Annotated in this window: 23 protein-coding genes and 1 tRNA gene; 6 read left to right on the plus strand and 18 right to left on the minus strand. The window is 63.5% G+C overall.

Annotated features, from left to right (window positions below; translation table 11 throughout):
* The first annotated feature begins 1 nt into the window (after position 1).
* Positions 2 to 1,396 carry a siroheme synthase CysG gene (gene cysG, locus DMX10_RS16925; protein ID WP_111262156.1) on the plus strand — a complete coding sequence of 465 codons (1,395 nt, stop codon included), beginning with the start codon at positions 2 to 4 and terminating at the stop codon, positions 1,394 to 1,396.
* On the opposite strand, the gene DMX10_RS16930 is transcribed toward cysG, so the two are convergent.
* From DMX10_RS16930 to DMX10_RS16960, 7 genes are all read right to left on the minus strand, one after another.
* Positions 1,384 to 2,385, minus strand: a complete 1,002-nt coding sequence (locus DMX10_RS16930) for a glutathione S-transferase family protein (protein WP_111262157.1) — start codon at positions 2,383 to 2,385, stop codon at positions 1,384 to 1,386. The genes cysG and DMX10_RS16930 overlap by 13 nt on opposite strands.
* A gap of 87 nt (positions 2,386 to 2,472) precedes the next feature.
* Positions 2,473 to 3,456 (minus strand): glycosyl transferase family protein, encoded by a 984-nt coding sequence (locus tag DMX10_RS16935; protein ID WP_111262158.1) that lies wholly within the window; start codon positions 3,454 to 3,456, stop codon positions 2,473 to 2,475.
* Positions 3,453 to 3,788 carry a TusE/DsrC/DsvC family sulfur relay protein gene (locus DMX10_RS16940; protein WP_111262159.1) on the minus strand — a complete coding sequence of 112 codons (336 nt, stop codon included), beginning with the start codon at positions 3,786 to 3,788 and terminating at the stop codon, positions 3,453 to 3,455. Before DMX10_RS16940 ends, DMX10_RS16935 begins: the two co-directional genes overlap by 4 nt.
* A complete protein-coding gene (gene tusB / locus DMX10_RS16945; RefSeq protein WP_111262160.1) occupies positions 3,785 to 4,087 on the minus strand; it encodes a sulfurtransferase complex subunit TusB in 303 nt (100 codons plus the stop codon). The genes DMX10_RS16940 and tusB overlap by 4 nt, the downstream gene beginning before the upstream one ends.
* Positions 4,087 to 4,446, minus strand: a complete 360-nt coding sequence (gene tusC / locus DMX10_RS16950) for a sulfurtransferase complex subunit TusC (RefSeq protein WP_111262161.1) — start codon at positions 4,444 to 4,446, stop codon at positions 4,087 to 4,089. The genes tusB and tusC overlap by 1 nt, the downstream gene beginning before the upstream one ends.
* A gap of 1 nt (position 4,447) precedes the next feature.
* Positions 4,448 to 4,840: a sulfurtransferase complex subunit TusD gene (gene tusD / locus DMX10_RS16955; protein ID WP_111262162.1), complete on the minus strand. Its 393-nt coding sequence runs from the start codon at positions 4,838 to 4,840 to the stop codon at positions 4,448 to 4,450.
* Positions 4,841 to 4,943: 103 nt separating this feature from the next.
* Positions 4,944 to 5,612 (minus strand): Bax inhibitor-1/YccA family protein, encoded by a 669-nt coding sequence (locus DMX10_RS16960; RefSeq protein ID WP_111262163.1) that lies wholly within the window; start codon positions 5,610 to 5,612, stop codon positions 4,944 to 4,946.
* Between the two features lie 129 nt (positions 5,613 to 5,741).
* Between DMX10_RS16960 and DMX10_RS16965 the strand changes: the two genes are divergently transcribed.
* Positions 5,742 to 5,829 (plus strand) — tRNA-Ser (locus tag DMX10_RS16965).
* 120 nt (positions 5,830 to 5,949) lie between these two features.
* Here the strand turns inward: DMX10_RS16965 and DMX10_RS16970 are convergent.
* The 9 genes from DMX10_RS16970 to DMX10_RS17005 form a co-directional block, all read right to left on the minus strand.
* Positions 5,950 to 7,119, minus strand: a complete 1,170-nt coding sequence (locus DMX10_RS16970) for an Arm DNA-binding domain-containing protein (protein ID WP_111262164.1) — start codon at positions 7,117 to 7,119, stop codon at positions 5,950 to 5,952.
* Between the two features lie 94 nt (positions 7,120 to 7,213).
* Entirely contained in the window at positions 7,214 to 7,483 is a 270-nt protein-coding gene (locus DMX10_RS16975; protein ID WP_111262165.1) for a hypothetical protein, read from the minus strand.
* A 64-nt stretch (positions 7,484 to 7,547) separates the two neighbouring features.
* Entirely contained in the window at positions 7,548 to 7,859 is a 312-nt protein-coding gene (locus DMX10_RS16980) for a hypothetical protein (RefSeq protein WP_111262166.1), read from the minus strand.
* Positions 7,860 to 7,889: 30 nt separating this feature from the next.
* Positions 7,890 to 8,021, minus strand: coding sequence for a hypothetical protein (locus tag DMX10_RS33195; RefSeq protein WP_256604826.1), 132 nt, complete (start codon positions 8,019 to 8,021; stop codon positions 7,890 to 7,892).
* 47 nt (positions 8,022 to 8,068) lie between these two features.
* A complete protein-coding gene (locus tag DMX10_RS16985; RefSeq protein WP_111262175.1) occupies positions 8,069 to 10,783 on the minus strand; it encodes a toprim domain-containing protein in 2,715 nt (904 codons plus the stop codon).
* 5 nt (positions 10,784 to 10,788) lie between these two features.
* The gene (locus DMX10_RS16990) at positions 10,789 to 11,049 is read right to left on the minus strand and encodes a hypothetical protein (protein ID WP_146603020.1); all 261 of its coding nucleotides are present in this window, start codon (positions 11,047 to 11,049) and stop codon (positions 10,789 to 10,791) included.
* Between the two features lie 9 nt (positions 11,050 to 11,058).
* Positions 11,059 to 11,283 (minus strand): hypothetical protein, encoded by a 225-nt coding sequence (locus DMX10_RS16995; protein ID WP_111262168.1) that lies wholly within the window; start codon positions 11,281 to 11,283, stop codon positions 11,059 to 11,061.
* 70 nt (positions 11,284 to 11,353) lie between these two features.
* Positions 11,354 to 11,722: a hypothetical protein gene (locus DMX10_RS32515; protein WP_146603021.1), complete on the minus strand. Its 369-nt coding sequence runs from the start codon at positions 11,720 to 11,722 to the stop codon at positions 11,354 to 11,356.
* Positions 11,719 to 12,012: an ogr/Delta-like zinc finger family protein gene (locus DMX10_RS17005; RefSeq protein ID WP_111262169.1), complete on the minus strand. Its 294-nt coding sequence runs from the start codon at positions 12,010 to 12,012 to the stop codon at positions 11,719 to 11,721. Before DMX10_RS17005 ends, DMX10_RS32515 begins: the two co-directional genes overlap by 4 nt.
* 106 nt (positions 12,013 to 12,118) lie before the next feature.
* Here DMX10_RS17005 and DMX10_RS17010 point away from each other — a divergent pair, with 106 nt between their 5' ends.
* Positions 12,119 to 12,343 (plus strand): hypothetical protein, encoded by a 225-nt coding sequence (locus DMX10_RS17010; RefSeq protein WP_111262170.1) that lies wholly within the window; start codon positions 12,119 to 12,121, stop codon positions 12,341 to 12,343.
* Positions 12,344 to 12,487: 144 nt separating this feature from the next.
* Here DMX10_RS17010 and DMX10_RS17015 read toward each other — a convergent pair whose 3' ends face one another.
* Together DMX10_RS17015 and DMX10_RS17020 are read right to left on the minus strand one after the other, a co-directional pair.
* Positions 12,488 to 12,994: a YmfL family putative regulatory protein gene (locus tag DMX10_RS17015; protein WP_178082969.1), complete on the minus strand. Its 507-nt coding sequence runs from the start codon at positions 12,992 to 12,994 to the stop codon at positions 12,488 to 12,490.
* Complete coding sequence (locus tag DMX10_RS17020) at positions 12,994 to 13,197, minus strand: DNA-binding protein (RefSeq protein WP_111262171.1); 204 nt, start codon at positions 13,195 to 13,197, stop codon at positions 12,994 to 12,996. The genes DMX10_RS17015 and DMX10_RS17020 overlap by 1 nt, the downstream gene beginning before the upstream one ends.
* Positions 13,198 to 13,274: 77 nt before the next feature.
* Between DMX10_RS17020 and DMX10_RS17025 the strand changes: the two genes are divergently transcribed.
* From DMX10_RS17025 to DMX10_RS17035, 3 genes are all read left to right on the plus strand, one after another.
* Complete coding sequence (locus DMX10_RS17025) at positions 13,275 to 13,628, plus strand: helix-turn-helix domain-containing protein (RefSeq protein WP_111262172.1); 354 nt, start codon at positions 13,275 to 13,277, stop codon at positions 13,626 to 13,628.
* A 68-nt stretch (positions 13,629 to 13,696) separates the two neighbouring features.
* Entirely contained in the window at positions 13,697 to 14,161 is a 465-nt protein-coding gene (locus tag DMX10_RS17030) for a DUF2511 domain-containing protein (RefSeq protein ID WP_178082970.1), read from the plus strand.
* A gap of 114 nt (positions 14,162 to 14,275) precedes the next feature.
* Entirely contained in the window at positions 14,276 to 15,670 is a 1,395-nt protein-coding gene (locus DMX10_RS17035; protein ID WP_158545609.1) for a P-loop NTPase fold protein, read from the plus strand.
* Positions 15,671 to 15,766: the final 96 nt, after the last annotated feature.

Below are 15,766 nucleotides of genomic sequence, written 5' to 3' on the forward strand. Positions count from 1 at the left end.
CATGGATTTCCTCCCGCTCTTCCATAACCTCAAGGGCCGTCAGGTGCTCGTCGTCGGCGGTGGCGAAGTCGCACTGCGCAAGGCCCGCCTGCTGGCGGATGCCGGAGCGGTTCTCCGGGTGGTAGCGCCGCAGATCGACAGTCAGTTGATTAAGCTGGTGGGGGCTTCGTCGGGGCTGGCCCATGTCCGTGGCTATGCGGAGGCGGACCTCGATCAGTGCGTGCTGGTCATTGCCGCGACCGATGACGAGTCCCTCAACGCATTGATCTCGCAACAGGCCCAGGCGCGCGGCGTGCCGGTCAACGTGGTCGATGCGCCGGCGCTGTGCAGCGTGATCTTTCCCGCCATCGTCGACCGTTCGCCGCTGATCGTCGCCGTGTCGAGTGCCGGGGATGCCCCAGTGCTGGCCCGGCTGATCCGCGCCAAGATCGAAACCTGGATTCCTTCCGCCTATGGCCAGTTGGCGGGGCTCGCCAAGCGCTTCCGCAGCCGGGTCAAGACCCTGTTCCCCGATGTGCAGCAACGACGCGTGTTCTGGGAGGACGTTTTCCAGGGGCCGATCGCCGAGCGCATGCTTGCCGGGCAGCCCGCCGAAGCCGAGCGCATGCTCGAAGAGCGTGTGGCCGGTGGCGGTGCGAAGCGGGCGCTGGGCGAGGTCTACCTGGTGGGCGCCGGCCCCGGTGATCCCGACCTTTTGACGTTCCGCGCCCTGCGCCTGATGCAGCAGGCCGATGTGGTGCTCTACGACCGCCTGGTGGCGGGCCCGATCGTCGAGATGTGCCGGCGCGACGCCGAACGCATCTATGTGGGCAAGCGTCGTTCGGAGCATGCCGTGCCGCAGGAGGAGATCAATCGCCTGTTGATCGACTTGGCGCGCCAGGGCAAGCGCGTGCTGCGCCTGAAGGGAGGGGACCCGTTCATCTTCGGACGTGGTGGCGAGGAGATCGGCGAGCTGGCGGCCAACGGCATTCCCTTCCAGGTGGTGCCGGGCATTACCGCCGCCTCGGGCTGCGCGGCCTATGCCGGTATCCCGCTGACCCACCGTGACCACGCCCAATCGGTGCGCTTCGTTACCGGGCACCTGAAGGACGGCAGTAGCGACCTGCCCTGGAACGACCTGGTCGCGCCGGGCCAGACCCTGGTCTTCTACATGGGCCTGGTCGGCTTGCCGACTATCTGCAGCGAGCTGATCCGCCACGGGCGCTCGGCCCATACCCCGGCCGCCCTGGTGCAGCAGGGCACCACCAGCAACCAGCGGGTTTTTACCGGCACCCTCGGCGACTTGCCGCAGCTGGTCGCCCAGCATGAGGTGCATGCGCCCACGCTGGTGATCGTGGGCGAGGTGGTGCAGCTGCGTGACAAGCTCGCCTGGTTCGAAGGGGCTCAGCTCGACTGAGCCACCCCTTTACCGGGCAGGTGGTCGCGGCCGTGGGGCTGGTTGAAGTCCTGCAGCGGGCCTGCGGGGATGATCCCGGTCGGGTTGATGGTGCGGTGGCTCGCGTAGTAATGCCCCTTGATGTGCTCGAAGTTCACCGTTTCGGCCACGCCTGGCCACTGATAGAGCTCACGCAGCCAGCCAGACAGGTTGGGGTAGTCGGCAAGGCGCCTCAGGTTGCACTTGAAGTGCCCGTGGTAGACCGCATCGAAACGTATCAGCGTGGTGAAGAGTCTCCAGTCGGCCTCGGTCACGTGGGCTCCTGCCAGGTAGCGACGCTCGCCCAGTAGCGCTTCCAGCCTGTCCAGCTCGCGGAACAGTTCGCCGAAGGCTTCCTCGTAGGCTTCCTGGGTGGTGGCGAAGCCCGCCCGGTATACGCCGTTGTTGATGGCCGGGTAGATGCGCTCGTTGAGGGCGTCGATCTCCGTCCGCAGGGCCAGCGGATAGAAGTCCTGGCGATCGTTCGTGAGGCCGTCGAACGCCGAGTTGAACATGCGGATGATCTCGGAGGATTCGTTACTGACGATCCGCTCCTCGAATGTGTCCCACAGCAACGGCACGGTCACGCGACCGGTATACCCGGCATCATCGCGGGTGTAGCGCTGATGGAGATAATCCAGGTTGCCGAGGGCATCGCCACTCGATCCATGGCTGCGATCGAAGGTCCAGCCGTTCTCCAGCATCAGCCAGCTGACCACCGAGATGTCGATCAGGCTTTCCAGCCCCTTCAGCTTGCGGAAGATCAGCGTGCGGTGTGCCCAGGGGCAGGCCAGTGATACGTAGAGGTGATAGCGCCCCGGTTCGGCTGTGAAGCCACCCTTGCCGCTCGGGCCGGGCGACCCGTCAGCGGTGATCCAGTTGCGCCGGCGTGCGCTTTCACGTTGGAAGCGGCCGTCCTTGGCAGTGTCGTACCACTTGTCCTGCCATTTGCCTTCGACCAGCAATCCCATGGCTCTGACCCTCTGAATTGGAAATTGGGCTCAGTCTAATGGTGTTGAGTCGATTGAATAGCGCAAATTCAAAGTGTTTTTTATCGATTAATTCGAAGCGTTTCGCTCTTTCCACAGTCGCTCGGCTTCGCTGAAGGCAGCCTCGCGGGGATGACCGAGACCGCGCAGCGCGAGTGCCATGGTGCCGAGGATGGCGAGTCGGGCGTAGGCATCGTCGATGCTGCCGTCCCACACGCCCTCCAGCTGCGCCGCTTCGATGCGCTCTGGTTTGACATGGCGCAGCGGCGATAGGGCGGGCCACTCTTCATCCCAGGCCTCGCCGCCTTCGGTGCCGAAGAGGTGGCAGGCGGCATCCGGGTTCACTTCGATCTCGCCGCCCTCGCCCTTGATGACGATGGCGTGGTCCCCCAGTAGCTGGCTGGCTTCCCTGTGCACCGCCTGGTAGCCGGGATGGAAGATGCTCTGCAGGCCGCAGCGGGCGCCGAGTGGGTTGAGAATGCGAGCAAGCGAGTGGATGGGAGAGCGCAGGCCGAGGATGTTGCGCAAGTCGATCATGCGCTGCAGCGTCGGCGCCCAGGCCCCCAGAGGGATGAAGGCGATGCGCTGGTGGTCCAGCGCCTGGCTGACCTCCTGCCAGTCGGCGCAGTCGGGGATGCCCAGCAGCTCCAGGCATTGTTCGGTGTAGATGCGCCCGGCCGTGTGCAAGCCGCCGCCGTGCAGCAGGATGCGTACCCCGCCATTGGCCAGGGCCTTGGCTGCCAGGAGGAACCAGGGGTGGTGGCGCTTCTTGCCGGCGTAGCTGGGCCAGTCGATGTCCACCTGGATTGCCGGGGCATGGTTGCGCGCGCGGAAGGCTTCGGTGAAGCCGGCCAGCTCTTCGGCGCTTTCTTCCTTGTGCCGCAGCAGCATGAGGAAGGCGCCGAGCTGGCTGTCTTCGGTCTTGCCCTCCAGCAGCATGCCCATGGCCTCGCGGGCTTCTTCGCGGCTCAGGTGGCGGGCGCCACGCTTGCCCTTGCCCAGGATGCGGACGAACTGGGCGAAGGGGTGTTCAACAGGGGCGGCGGGAGTCATAGGCAATTGGTCGGCTTGGGCAGGCCGGCGAGCTTGGCGGCAAGCTTGGCCGGTGCGCCCTTGAACAGGTGGTTGAGGTGCAGGCTGTTGCCCTTTTCCGGGCCGAGCTGCTGGGCGACGTACTTGATCAGCGGCCGATTGGCCGGCGACAGCTGGAATTCGGCATAGAAGCGCCGCAGCAGCTCGAGGATTTCCCAGTGCTCGGCCTGCAATGTGATCTCCTCCCGCGCGGCGAGTGCTTCCGCCACGGGATGGGACCAATCGGCCAGCTCCTGCAGATAGCCATCCTTGTCGAGCGGGATGCTGCGTCCGTTCAGATCGAGGCTGCTCATAGCCAGCTGTTCACCTTGTCGTACTGCACGCATAGCGTCACGAAGCCGGGGTAGTCCAGCAACTTGATGCGGCTGGGCTGGCTGCCGATTGCGCGCGCCGCCACGTCTTCTTCCAGCGCGAATAGGGCAATGCCTTCGGGGAGCTGCTCCAGGCATTGACGTGGGTGGGTCGAGGCGCGCAGGGCCTGGACGGCTTCACCGCTGAGCAGGATAGCGTCCTGGTTGCCCACCAGGCGCAGGCAACTGTCGAAGTGGTCGTCGCCAAACGGCGAATGGGAAAGCAGGTGCAATGTACTCATCAGAGGGTGATCACTTGGTCATGGCGCTCGATAAGGGTGCGCAAGGCGGCATCATCCAGCACTTCGACGGGAAGATTCAGGCTGTCGGTGGCCAGGCCGCGCTGGCTCAGGCTGTGGGCACTGGCGTAAAGCGATTCCACGCCGAACAGCGGCAGTGCCTGCAGGTTGGCGGTGAGGTCCTTCTGCTCCAGCCTGCCTGGAGCCTGGCTGCTGGCGAGTTGGAAGACACCGTCGTCGAGGAACAGCATCGCCAGCGGCAAATCGAAGGCGCCGCCGGCCAGTGCGATATCCAGCGCTTCGCGCGCACCAGGGCCGGCCCAGGGCGCGCGGCGGGTGATGATCAACATGGATTTGGCCATTTCAGTCCCCCCCGAAGCAGATCAGGCGATCGGCCATCTGCGCGGCTTCATGCAACTGGCCCAGACCGGATAGCTCCCAGCCCGGTGCCAGGTTGGCGGCTGCACGACCATAGCGCTCGGCCTCCTCCTGGTTGATCACGCCCCGACGCAGGGCGGCGGCGATGCAGACCACGCCATCCAGTTGGTGATCGGCCACGAACCTGGACCAGTCACGGGCGATGTCCGGCTCGTCCTGTGGGGTCACTACATTGGCGGAGGCGCTGTGAACGCCGTCCTGGTAGAAGAACAGGCGCGTGATTTCATGACCGCTGTCCAGCGCCGCCTCGGCAAAGCGCAGGGCGCGGCGGGAGGAGGGTGCATGGGCAGGAGCGAAGAGGGCGATGGCGAATTTCATGACAGTGCTTCGAGCGGGATAGCTGGGCGCATGATACGGCTTGCGACCGGCTTTTGCAGGCAAGAAAAAGCCCGCCGAAGCGGGCTTCTCCAAGGCACAGCTATCAGTCGTCGCCGCTCATCACGCCGAAGATCTGCAGCAGGCTGACGAACAGGTTGTAGATCGATACGTACAGGCTGATGGTCGCCATGATGTAGTTGCGCTCACCACCGTGGATGATCGCGCTGGTCTGGAACAGGATGCAGACCGAGGCGAAGACCACGAAGCCGGCGCTGATTGCCAGCTGCAGGCCGCTGATGTCGAAGAAGAAGCTCGCCAGCATTGCGCCGATCAACACGAAGAAGCCAGCGGTGATGAAGCCACCCAGGAAGCTCATGTCCTTGCGGGTGGTCAGCACGTAGGCGGACAGGCCGAAGAACACCAGTGCCGTCATGGCGAAGGCTGAACTGATCACTTCACCGCCATTGGGCATGCCCAGGTAACGGTTGAGGATCGGGCCAAGGGTGTAGCCCATGAAACCGGTCAGGGCGAAGGTGGAGAGCAGGCCCCAGGCCGAGTTGCGCAGCTTCACGGTAAGGAAGAACAGACCGTAGAAGCCGATCAGCACCACGAAAATGCTCGGGTAGGCGACGCGCATCTGCTGCGCGACATAGGCGACCAGGCCGCTGAATGCCAGGGTCAGCGCCAGCAGCCCGTAGGTGTTGCGCAGCACACGGCTGATTTCGAGCCCGCCGGCCTGCGCCTGGTTCAGTACGTAATCTTGATCGCTCATTGCAAAACTCCTGCAAGAAATTGGGTCCGTGACCGCAGTCGCTCGAAATCATAACAGAGGTCCGTAGCGGCTCTGTTGCGAGAGTTTGACAGCGTGTTGCGTTCGGGTAGTATGGCGGCCCGCAAATGCGGAAGTGTGGCCGAGTGGTTGAAGGCAGCGGTCTTGAAAACCGCCGACGGGAAACTGTCCGTGAGTTCGAATCTCACCGCTTCCGCCATATAACTCGTTGATTTCATTGTTATTTTTCTTGGAATGACCCCGAAAGGGAACGTTTCTGGGAACAAACTGGGAATCAGCGGTAAAAAAGGAGCCCTTTGGGGCTCCTTTTTTTATTGGGTCAGGACAGGTGCAATGCCTGGTTCAGGAGGGTCACGAAATCGGGGCCGTCTTTGCTGATCCACTTCGCGTAGTGCTTGAAGATCATCGCAGTGGACGTGTGGCCCATCTGGTCGGCTATCCATTCGGGGGTGGCTATGCCGCTGCTGAGCATCTGGCTTGCGTAGGTGTGGCGACACTGGTTGGGGCCGCGTGGGCGGATGCCGGCTTTCTCCAGGTGCGGCTTCCACCAGCCGTTGCGCAGAGTGTCGGAGGTCGAGTAGGGCTCGCCGGTCACGGAGTTGTGAAAGACGAAGCGGACCTTCTGCGCTTTCTTCGTGCGGTTGTCGCGGTCGGTGACGAGGATCTCCACCGGCGGCAGCTTGCGGGTCAGCTTGGCCTGGGCGTGCAGCGCGCGCAGTGCCGGGGCCAGGAGGGTGACGCTGCGGTTGGAGCGGCGTGTCTTGGTCACCTTGTACTGGCTGCGTACCCGGGCACGGCGGAAGGTGACGGTGCCGGCCACGAGGTCGACGTCTTCCCAGGCCAGCGCCATGGCCTCGCTGATGCGCGGCCCGGCCCAGGTCATGAACTCGATCATGTTCAGCTCGTGGGTGCGGGTGGTCGGCGTGGCGAGGATGGTGGCGATCTCCTCCCGGGTGAAGGGATCGGGGTCGTCCGCGTCCGGCAGCGAGACGGTGATGCCGTCGGTTGGGTCGTGGGCCGAGCGGTTGCGGGTGCGGTAGAGCCGGAAGATCTGCCGCAGGTTGCTGATGATCTCGCGCACCGTCTTGTTGTGCAGCTTGGCCATGAGCTCGTCCTGCACCCAGGCTTGCAGGTCCAGGTGATCGATGGCGTCGGCCTGCAGGTTGCCCCAGCGCGGGCGGATGTGGTTTTCCACGCGGCTCTGATAGCCCCGGAAGCCGCTGGCGGACATCTGGTTGCGCTTGATGCCCAGCCACAGGTCGATGTAGTGCCCCAGGGTGTTGCTGTTGAGCCTTGGCGAATCCGGGAAGTGCCTGGCGTAGCTGAAGGTCCCGTTGTCGATCTCGTAGTTGATGATGCCTACCAGCCGCTCGGCGTTGGCGATGTTCTGCGGCGTCGCCTTGCCCGGTAGGGTTTCCCTGCACAGTTCGCCTTCGTGGCGAAAGTAGATCCTCACGCGATTGCCGCGCACCTCGACACCCTCAGCCATAGCGGCCTCCACGCTGCAAAGTGAAAACGGCCCAGTCTATGGGCCGTACGAATGCTCGGCCCTCGTGTGGGCCGAGAAAGGGGGCTGAGGTTTCTCAGCCGCAGCGCTCGGGCGAGGCGGGCAGGGCGTAGATGCAGTCGCTGCCCTGTTGCTCCAGCAGCTCGAGCAGGTCGGGGTTGTGGCCGAGTTTCTCGGCCAGGCGTTCGGCGGCCCGCAGCGGGCCCTCGGTGCAGCTGGCGGTAAGGCGGGTGCCTCTGGCCCGGGCGATGTAGGCGCCGGTGTAGAGGCGGGTGGTGATGCGCAGGGGCTCGGTGGGGGCTGTGATAGGCTCGGTTCTGCCGTCCTGGGTGCGATTCGCTTGCATGGTGGTTCTCCTTGGGTCGGTCTGGCGCCCCGGTGTTGCAGCACCGGGGCGCTTTGCGTTCGGGCTAGCCGTCGTGGGCGATGAAGGCGAATTCACCGGTTTCGGCGAACGCCTGCAGGTGGGGCAGCAGGGCGCGCACCTGGTCCTGGGTCAGGTGCATGCGGCTGGCCACCAGGGCACCGGGCGGCAGTGGGATGTCCTGCAGGCCGCCGGCGCCGAGTGCCTTCAGGTAAGGCGCGGTGATCCCGAACCAGCAGCAGGGCGCGTCCGTGATGCTGCTGAGCTGCAGCGAGCAGGCCTCGCCGAGCTGGTCCTTGAAGACGATCACCTGGAAGCCCCGCGTTGTGGTCGTGATGTGCAGTTCGTCTGTTCGCATCGTTCTCTCCTTGGCCCGGGGTGGGCCGTTTCAGCCGGCGATGGCCAGCAGCAGCTCCGGGCAGAGGCTGCCCAGGGCGATGAGTGCAGCCAGGGCGATGCCGCTGCCGGCGAGGGTCAGCGCGTATTCCCGGGGGCTGGGTTGGGGTGTGCTGCGGTGCATGGTGCTTCTCTCCTTGCGTTGGGCCGGCGTTGCAGTGCCGGCGGGGTTCATGAAGCCTTGAAGGTCCAGCACTTCACCGTGGTGGCGCGGCTGTTCATGGCCGAGTTGCGGGCGTTGAAGGCGGTGCGCACGGCGCTGTCGACCGACTTGTTGGCGAGGAAGGGGCGGCTACGGCTGCGCTTGAGCAGCTCGCGCAGGGTGCCGACGTCCGCCAGCTGCTGGCGGTGCTCGGAGGCGCGCTGGCAGAACTCGTTGAGGTTGATGGCGATCAGCTCGGGCCGCTTGCTGTGGTTCACCACCGGCTCCTCGCTGAGGGATTCGAGGTAGTCGTACACCTCCCAGAATTCCGCCACCTCGCTCGGGTCGGCGTTGATGGCGTCCTGGCGCGCCAGGGCCATGGCCTGCAGCTCGTCCAGGGCGGCCTGGTGCTGGGCGTCGGTAAGGGGCACCACCAGGCGCAGGGCGTCTACCAGGGCCTGCTGCTGGGCGTGGTTCTTGATGATCCGCTCCACGCGAATCTCGCGCAGGCCGCGCAGCCTCTGCTCGTGGGCCTTCACCCGCTCGCGGAAGCACTCCAGCACCTGGTGCTCGGCCTTCACTGCCAGCAGCAGGAAGTGGCTCACGTCCCGGGTGCTCAGGTGGTTGAGGTTGTCTGCCGCCGCGCGGCTGGCGGTGGTCAGCTGCGGGCGCACGAAGTGCAGCTTGACGATGCGCGTGAGGATGGCCTCGGAGGCCACCACCGTCGCGTTCTGGCTGATGACCAGTGCACCGCGGAAGGGCGGCTCGTAGGTCTCGTTACCGGCGGTCTTCACCCCAGTCACCCCCAGGCTGCCGCCGTTGTACATGGGCTTGAACTCGTCCCAGTCGAAGGCCTTGGTGAGGTTGCGTTCGCCGTCGCTGCGGTCGGCCTCGAGCATCACCAGGGGCATGTTGGCCACCTGGCTCATCCAGCGGCGCAGGCCGGCGCGGCTCATCTTGGACGGGTCCTTGCCTTCCTCGTCGGGGCGGCCGAGGAGCTTCCACAGGAAGGTCAGCAGCGTGGTCTTGCCGGCACCGGCCTCGCCCGTGACCTCGAGGAAGGGGTAGGACTGGAACTCGGCGCGGATCTGCTCGGCGAACAGCGCGCCGAACCAGAAGGCGAGGGCGATCAGCCCCTGGGCGCCGAAGCAGGTCCAGAGCCAGTCCAGCCACTCGCCCCGATAGCCCTGCTCGCTGCGGGCGACATCGAGCTGGATGGACTTCTGCAGGGTCTTCAGGCGCAGGCCCTTGAACTCGAAATAGTCCTCGACGTTGGCCGGCACCACGATGCCGCCGCGCACGGCGATGTCGCCCAGCACGTAGCAGCCGTGGGGGCGGCTGTAGCCGATGTAGTCGATCGTCTCCACCGTCTTCAGCGCGAAGAGCTGGTCACGCATGATGCGCTCCAGCTGGCCGCCGGTGCCGCTGAACACTGCGCCGGCGGCCATGCCCAGCAGGCGCTTCTTGAACTCGCTGGCGGCCGCCACCTGGCCACCGGTGAAGGTGTTGCGCACCGTGGGCGCGTCGTGGGGGAAATCCACACGGAAGTAGTACCAGGACTCGTCCGTGATCTCGTTGCGCTGGAAGTACAGCGCCTCGAAGGTGCAGTTGGCGATTTCCGTCACCGCGCCGCACTGGCGCAGCGCCTTCTCGCGGCGCTGGCGATCGTTGAGCAGCTTGTCCTCGTGGCGCTCCGAGCCCTCCAGGTGCTGCATGGCCTTGTTGAGCTTCTCCAGGTCCAGGCGGAACCAGAACAGGCGGTTCTCGTAGGTGAAGTGGAATTCGTGGCGCTCGCGCCATTCGTACATCAGCAGCCCCTTCTCGCCGGGGCTCTCGGCCAGCAGCAGCGAGCCGTGGTAGCGCGCCTCGGCGACATCGCGCTTGCACTGCTCCAGGCGTGCCTCCTCGCCCTCGATGAAGCGCCAGCGCTGGTGCAGGTCGTTCCAGTCCAGCGCGCGGTCACGCTGGGGGATCAGCGCCGCCTCGCAGCGGTAGCCCAGCTCCCGGGCCGCCGCCACGTGCTTGCGGGTGTAGCGGCGCGCCCCGGGCTCGTTGTCCAGGGCCCAGACCAGCGCCGGCAGCTTGCCGCCCCGGTTGCGGGCCAGCGCCTGCAGCGACTCGAGCGGGAAGGCATTGCTGCTCAGGGTGGCCACCGCGTCGATGCCGTGGTGGAGCAGGGCGATGGCGTCGAAGATGCCCTCCACCAGCCACAGCTCCTTTACCGCGAACAGGTCCAGGCTCGGCGGGCACCACCAGCGGCCCTTGTAGCTGAAGCCCGGCTTGAAGCGGGCCTTCTTGCGGCCGAAGCGCTGCGGGCGGTCGATCAGCCGCTCCCAGTAGCCACCACCCTCCAGGGCAAAGCGCACCGTAGCGCTGCCAGCGTTGGCGTCGCGGTCCCAGTGGCTCTCCTGGCTGTACCAGCCCTTGATGCGCTGCAGCTCGAAGCCGCGGGCGAACGCCAGGTAGCTGTCGGCCGAGGCGCGCGGGTTGGCATCGGTGGCCGGGGCGCGCTGGCTGTAGTCGTCGAAGAGGTCCTCGTACAGCTCCTTCACGTGCCACTGTTCGTTGCACTTGCTCTGGCGGCCGCACTTGATGAACCAGGGCTCGTCCTGGCGCGAATACAGCTCCAGCTTGCCGCAGGCCGGGCACTTGCCCTTGCGCATGTACTGCGTGCCGGCGATGGGCCGCAGGCCGTAGTCGGCCTGCAGGCGCCGCAGCACCTCGATGCGGATCTCCTGCTCCATGGCTTTCACGGCGTGGCGTCCTCCCCCAGGGCCAGCAGGCGCTCGGTTTCCTCCTCGAGGCGGGGCAACTCATCGGCGCTCAGCCGGCCCAGGCGCATCAGCGTGAGCAGGCACTCCTCCACCCAGTGGCTGCGTTCCGAGCGGGCCTCGAAGCATTCCTCGGTATCGGCCACCTGGCGCAGCTGGCTGAGCATGCCGTGGCGGCTGGCCAGGGCGTGCAGGTGAGGGGCAAGGGTTTTCACCTGCATGTCCAATTTCGTGTGCATGGCGGTCTCCTAATGGTCCAGCTGGCGGCTCAGTTCGCGGCAGAGCCGCACCAGGCCGGCGATGTGGGGGTGGTCCTGCAGCACCTGGCGGCCGCGGAAGCCCTCCGGGGTGTGGCGGTAGCGGTCGGAGTACCAGCACTCGCTCATGGCCTGCTGGTACTGGCAGTGCAGGAAGGTGAGGAAGGACCGTGCCTGCCGGCGGTCCAGGCGGATGGAGACATCGAGCAGCGGCATGGCCACCTCCGGATGCAGCCTCCCCCTGCCCACGCGAGGCGGGCACAGGGAAGGGGATGGGTTCAGGGCTTCAGCTGACCGCGCGCAGGGTGCGGCGGGCCGGGGTGTCGATCAGGTGGTGGGCGATCACCGCTACCGGCACGGTGAAGGTCAGGCCGCTGCGCGGGTCGGTGAGCACCACCGTGCAGGCGCTGCTGGCGGCTACATCCAGGCGCAGGCGCTGGCCCTCCGAGCGCAGCGCGCCGTAGGCCAGGCCGACCAGGTTCTCGGCCAGGTACTGGGGTACCTCCAGGGCCAGGTGCAGGTGGTTGACCGCGCGGGTGAAGAGCACCTGCTCATCGCCCAGGTGCTCGGCCTGGTGGCGCTGGAGAAAGGCGCGGGCGGCGTCCTGCATCGCCTCGCGGTAGTCCTGGTGGTGGGTGGGCGGGGTGTGGTTCATGTCGAAGCCTCCATGGAATCGAACAGATCGACCTGTGCCGTATCGCCGGCCTGGTCCTGGCGCGCCTTCTGGCGGATGCGCGACGGGGCCAGGGGCAGCTCCATCAGCGGCCGTTCCAGGCCGGAGGGGCTGAGCTGGTATTCGATGGTCACCGCTCCGGCGAAGGTGGCCGCGCACAGGATGTTGGTGCACTCGTAGTAGGTGGAGCGGAAGCAGGGCGTCTGGCCCTGGGAAGTGCGTATGCGCATGCGGTGGCCGCAGGCGGGGCAGACCAGCTTGTAGACGCTCATCGGGCCGGCCTCCCGGCCTGGGCGCTGCGGCCGGCCGCTGCAAACGGCATGGGCTGGGGTGTGTTATTCATCGGCTTCCCTTTGACCTCAGGAATGGATGCTCGAAATGACCAAAGCACTGATCGGCAAACTGCACGAAGTGGTACCCGGCGAACTGGCGGACGAGTACCTGGCCATGGCCTACACCATCGAGCTCTCGCTCATTTCGGCGGGAGCTGTACCAGGCAAGGACTACACGGTTCTCGACCTGTACAAGCTGGCGCAGCCGTTCGCGCTGGAGCTGTTCCGCGATGACAGCAAGCAGATGCGCTACCAGTTCCCGGTCGAATGACCCGTTGGGCCGTGGCGACCCGGCGGTGAAAGGCCGCCTGGGTCTCCCTCGGCGAGCGGACCGCACCCACGGGAATGTCCAGCTCGATGAGCTGCCCGTGGGTGTCGCCCTTGAGCACGGTGTAGGTGGGTTGGGGGGTGGTGTTCATGGCTGGCCTCCTGAGCGGCGGTGCAGGGTGATCACGGCGCCCACCTCGGCGTGGCGGGCGGCGATGTGCTGGCGGTGGGTGGCGATGATCTCGGCCAGCTCGGCCTCGTCTATCACCCCATCGGCCAGGGCCTGGGCGATCACCTGGTCCACCCGGCCCCGGGCCACGCTGGTTTGTACGCCGCGGCCGTAGAGGTCGAGGTTCTCCAGCGCATCCGGCTCGGGCAGCGGCACGAAGACGCCGCCGTAGAGGTGGCAGATGTAGTCGGGCAGGTGGGTGGTGCCGATGTCCTGCTCCAGGCGGTGGATCTGGTCATCGGCCAGCGGGCGGTGCCCGGTGTTCTCGTAGGCCTGGTTATCGAAGCGCTTGAGCTCCAGGCCCAGGCGGGCGGCGGCGCACTCGCGGCCGCCCGGGTAGGTGGTGATCACTGCGCTCAGCACCTTGCGGCGGCTGTCGAGTACGGCAGTGCGGGCTTTCTTGTTTCGGTCGGCGAGGCTGCGCATTAGCGTGCCTCCGTGGTGCCGTCCTTCAGGCCCAGGAGCACGGCGGCGCGGTGCGCCTCGCCGCGCAGGCCTTTCTTGCGGCCGTTCAGCAGGTCACTGACCAGGCTCTTGTTCAGCGCGTGCTGGCGGCAGAACTGGGCAATGCTTTTCCCCTCGCGACCAAGGGCCGCGCGGGCTTGCTCGGGGGTTAGAAGCGTGGGCATATTCGGGCATCCGTGTTCGTTCGTGTTCACAGACCCGAATATGCGCACAATAAATCGATCTTTGAAATGGGTGATGATTGACAAACGGTTCTTTGGGAAATCGGCTACGGGATGAGCGAATTCGCCTGACACTCAAGCAGGAAGACCTGGCTCAAGTCGGTGGGGTTAACAGGAATACGCAGGGCAGCTATGAGCGAGATGCCCGCTCACCTGATGCTGCCTACCTGGTGGCCGTGGCTGCCATTGGTATCGATGTCATGTACGTACTTACCGGTGTGCGCGACGTCAGCAAATCCGGTGACCTCACCCCGGGCGAGTCGAAGGTGCTCGCTAATTACCGAGCACTGCCCGAAAAAGACCAAGCCTCGGTGCGCCGGCTTACTGATGCGCTTGCGCAATCGCTAGGGGATACCGAGGAGGACGCCAGCTGAGCCCGGGGGCTCGCTGTTTTGTGAAGAGCCGGCCACAAGAGCCGGTGCTTAGAGAAAGGAGACATCCGATGGCATTGAAGCCATGCAAGTCCTGCAAACACCAGGTGGATACCCACGCGAAAACCTGCCCGAGCTGCGGCGTCGCCAACCCAGGCGTGACCCTGGGGCAGCAGGTGGCTGGGGGTGTGGGGTTACTGGCGATTATCGCGGTGGCCGTTTCCATGTGCTCGGGCGGGGAGGAGGGTAGCACTCCTCAAGGCCAGGCCGTAAGCCAGAGTGAATACGGTGAGAAGTGGCCATTCACTGTGGCTCAAGGTTCGGTTCGTTGCGAGGGCGCATCCTGGGTTGTGTTTGAGGCGGACGGTGTGGCCTATGCCGTTAACGGCTCTGCCCGCACGGTAGCCAAAACGTATGGCTGGGCTGAAATCGACCCAATCTGGCGGGATGACCCGGCAGCACAGGGCACTGGTACTACCTGGAAGGTTTCCGTCAGCCCGATTATCGAGCGGGGGCTGAAGCTGTGCGTGCAGTAGCGGTGATTCGGAATTTGGGCCGATAGCCGGCTTCAACTGGGATGAGACCTGCTCACAGAAACGACAGCGATCAGTTGTTGTTTAGGTGAGTGTCGAACTGTAATGGAGAGCTACATGGTAGAGATTAAGCCGGTGCCTTGGGCGCACGACAAGATGAACCGCCAAGGTGTCTCGAGATTCATTACTCGCTACCTGGATAATAATCCTGATGTCAAAGTTTTAAATATCAATGCTCCTTGGGGAGCCGGGAAGACTTTCTTTCTGACTAATTGGAGGGATGAGCTCTCTATGAGCCGTGCATGTATTTACTTCAATGCATGGGAGAATGACTACTCGGGTGATCCGTTCATTGCGCTGACATCTATTATTCATGATGGCCTTGGTGAACTGATCGGCTCCAAGGAACAAGCAGTTGCGAAGCTTGAAGGTTTTAGGAGGCAGGCATCGAAAGCAATTATTGCTGCAACACCTGTGATTGCTAAGGGCATCTTGAAGAAGGTCACTGGTGTTGAGGTGGCAGCATTGACTGACGCCGTAGAAAAAGAAAGTGTTGCTGAGGCAGCTGAGGTCGCCTTGGATAATCTCTTGAAGAGCAACCAAGATACGTTAAAGGTCATTGCAGGGTTTAAAAAGAAATTTTCAGAGCTTGCAGCTTCAGCTGCAAAAAACCAGGCCAAGTCTAAGGAAGGCAAGGTTTTACCATTGTACATATTTATAGATGAACTGGATCGCTGCAGGCCAACTTATGCGATAGAGTTGCTTGAGCGGATCAAACATTTTTTTGATATAGAGAATTGCAAGTTTATTATTGCAACGGATACCGAGCAGTTAAAGCACTCAGTTGGTGCAGTATATGGCGCTGGGTTTGGGGCGGAAAGATACTTAAAGCGATTTTTCGATGCGGAATACTCTCTCGATTATAGTGATCTAGATAGATGGGTTAGTACGCTGAATTTTGATGTGCGACCAGTTAGAGATAGTCCGATAGTCACCGTTTATGCTGGGCGGCCTAGATGGGAAGAGCAAAGACATACTGCTCCGAATAACTCTGCAGTATTGGCAGGTGATTACGGGTTGGCTAAAGAGCAAATCATAATTTTGGCTGTTGCGAAAACTTTTAGAATAAAGCCGAGAGAGTTGGAGAAGTGTTACAGGCATCTCTGTGCTATTGCTAGTGTAATGAGTGTTAGTAAATTTGATTTATTCTGGGGCTGGTATCTGGTGGTGTTGAAAGATGAAGCCCCTGATTATTATGATCAATTTGTGCGCAGAAATGATGGGTCGGATTGGGAGTCTTTTAGAAAGAAATATCCTCCTGCTGGCTTTTATGTGGGCAATGAGAATATAGATGTGCATGCTTTGTTTCAGATGTATAATCGTTGTTGTCATCGGGGTAAAGCAAGGTTCGATAAACAGTTTCGGAATGAGTTCAGTGGGAGTGATGTCTCTGACTATGTCTTGAGTGGTTTTTTAGAGGGGGCGGCGGCAAAAACTGAGTGCAACACCTGACCTTTCCGGTACGGTGCTGCCCCTATGTCTTATACCGAACTCAGCGTTGAAGAGCGCGCCACCATTCAAATCGGTCGTACCCAAGGCTTCAGCCTG

Source organism: Pseudomonas sp. 57B-090624 (assembly GCF_003234055.1).
GTDB lineage: Bacteria > Pseudomonadota > Gammaproteobacteria > Pseudomonadales > Pseudomonadaceae > Metapseudomonas > Metapseudomonas tohonis.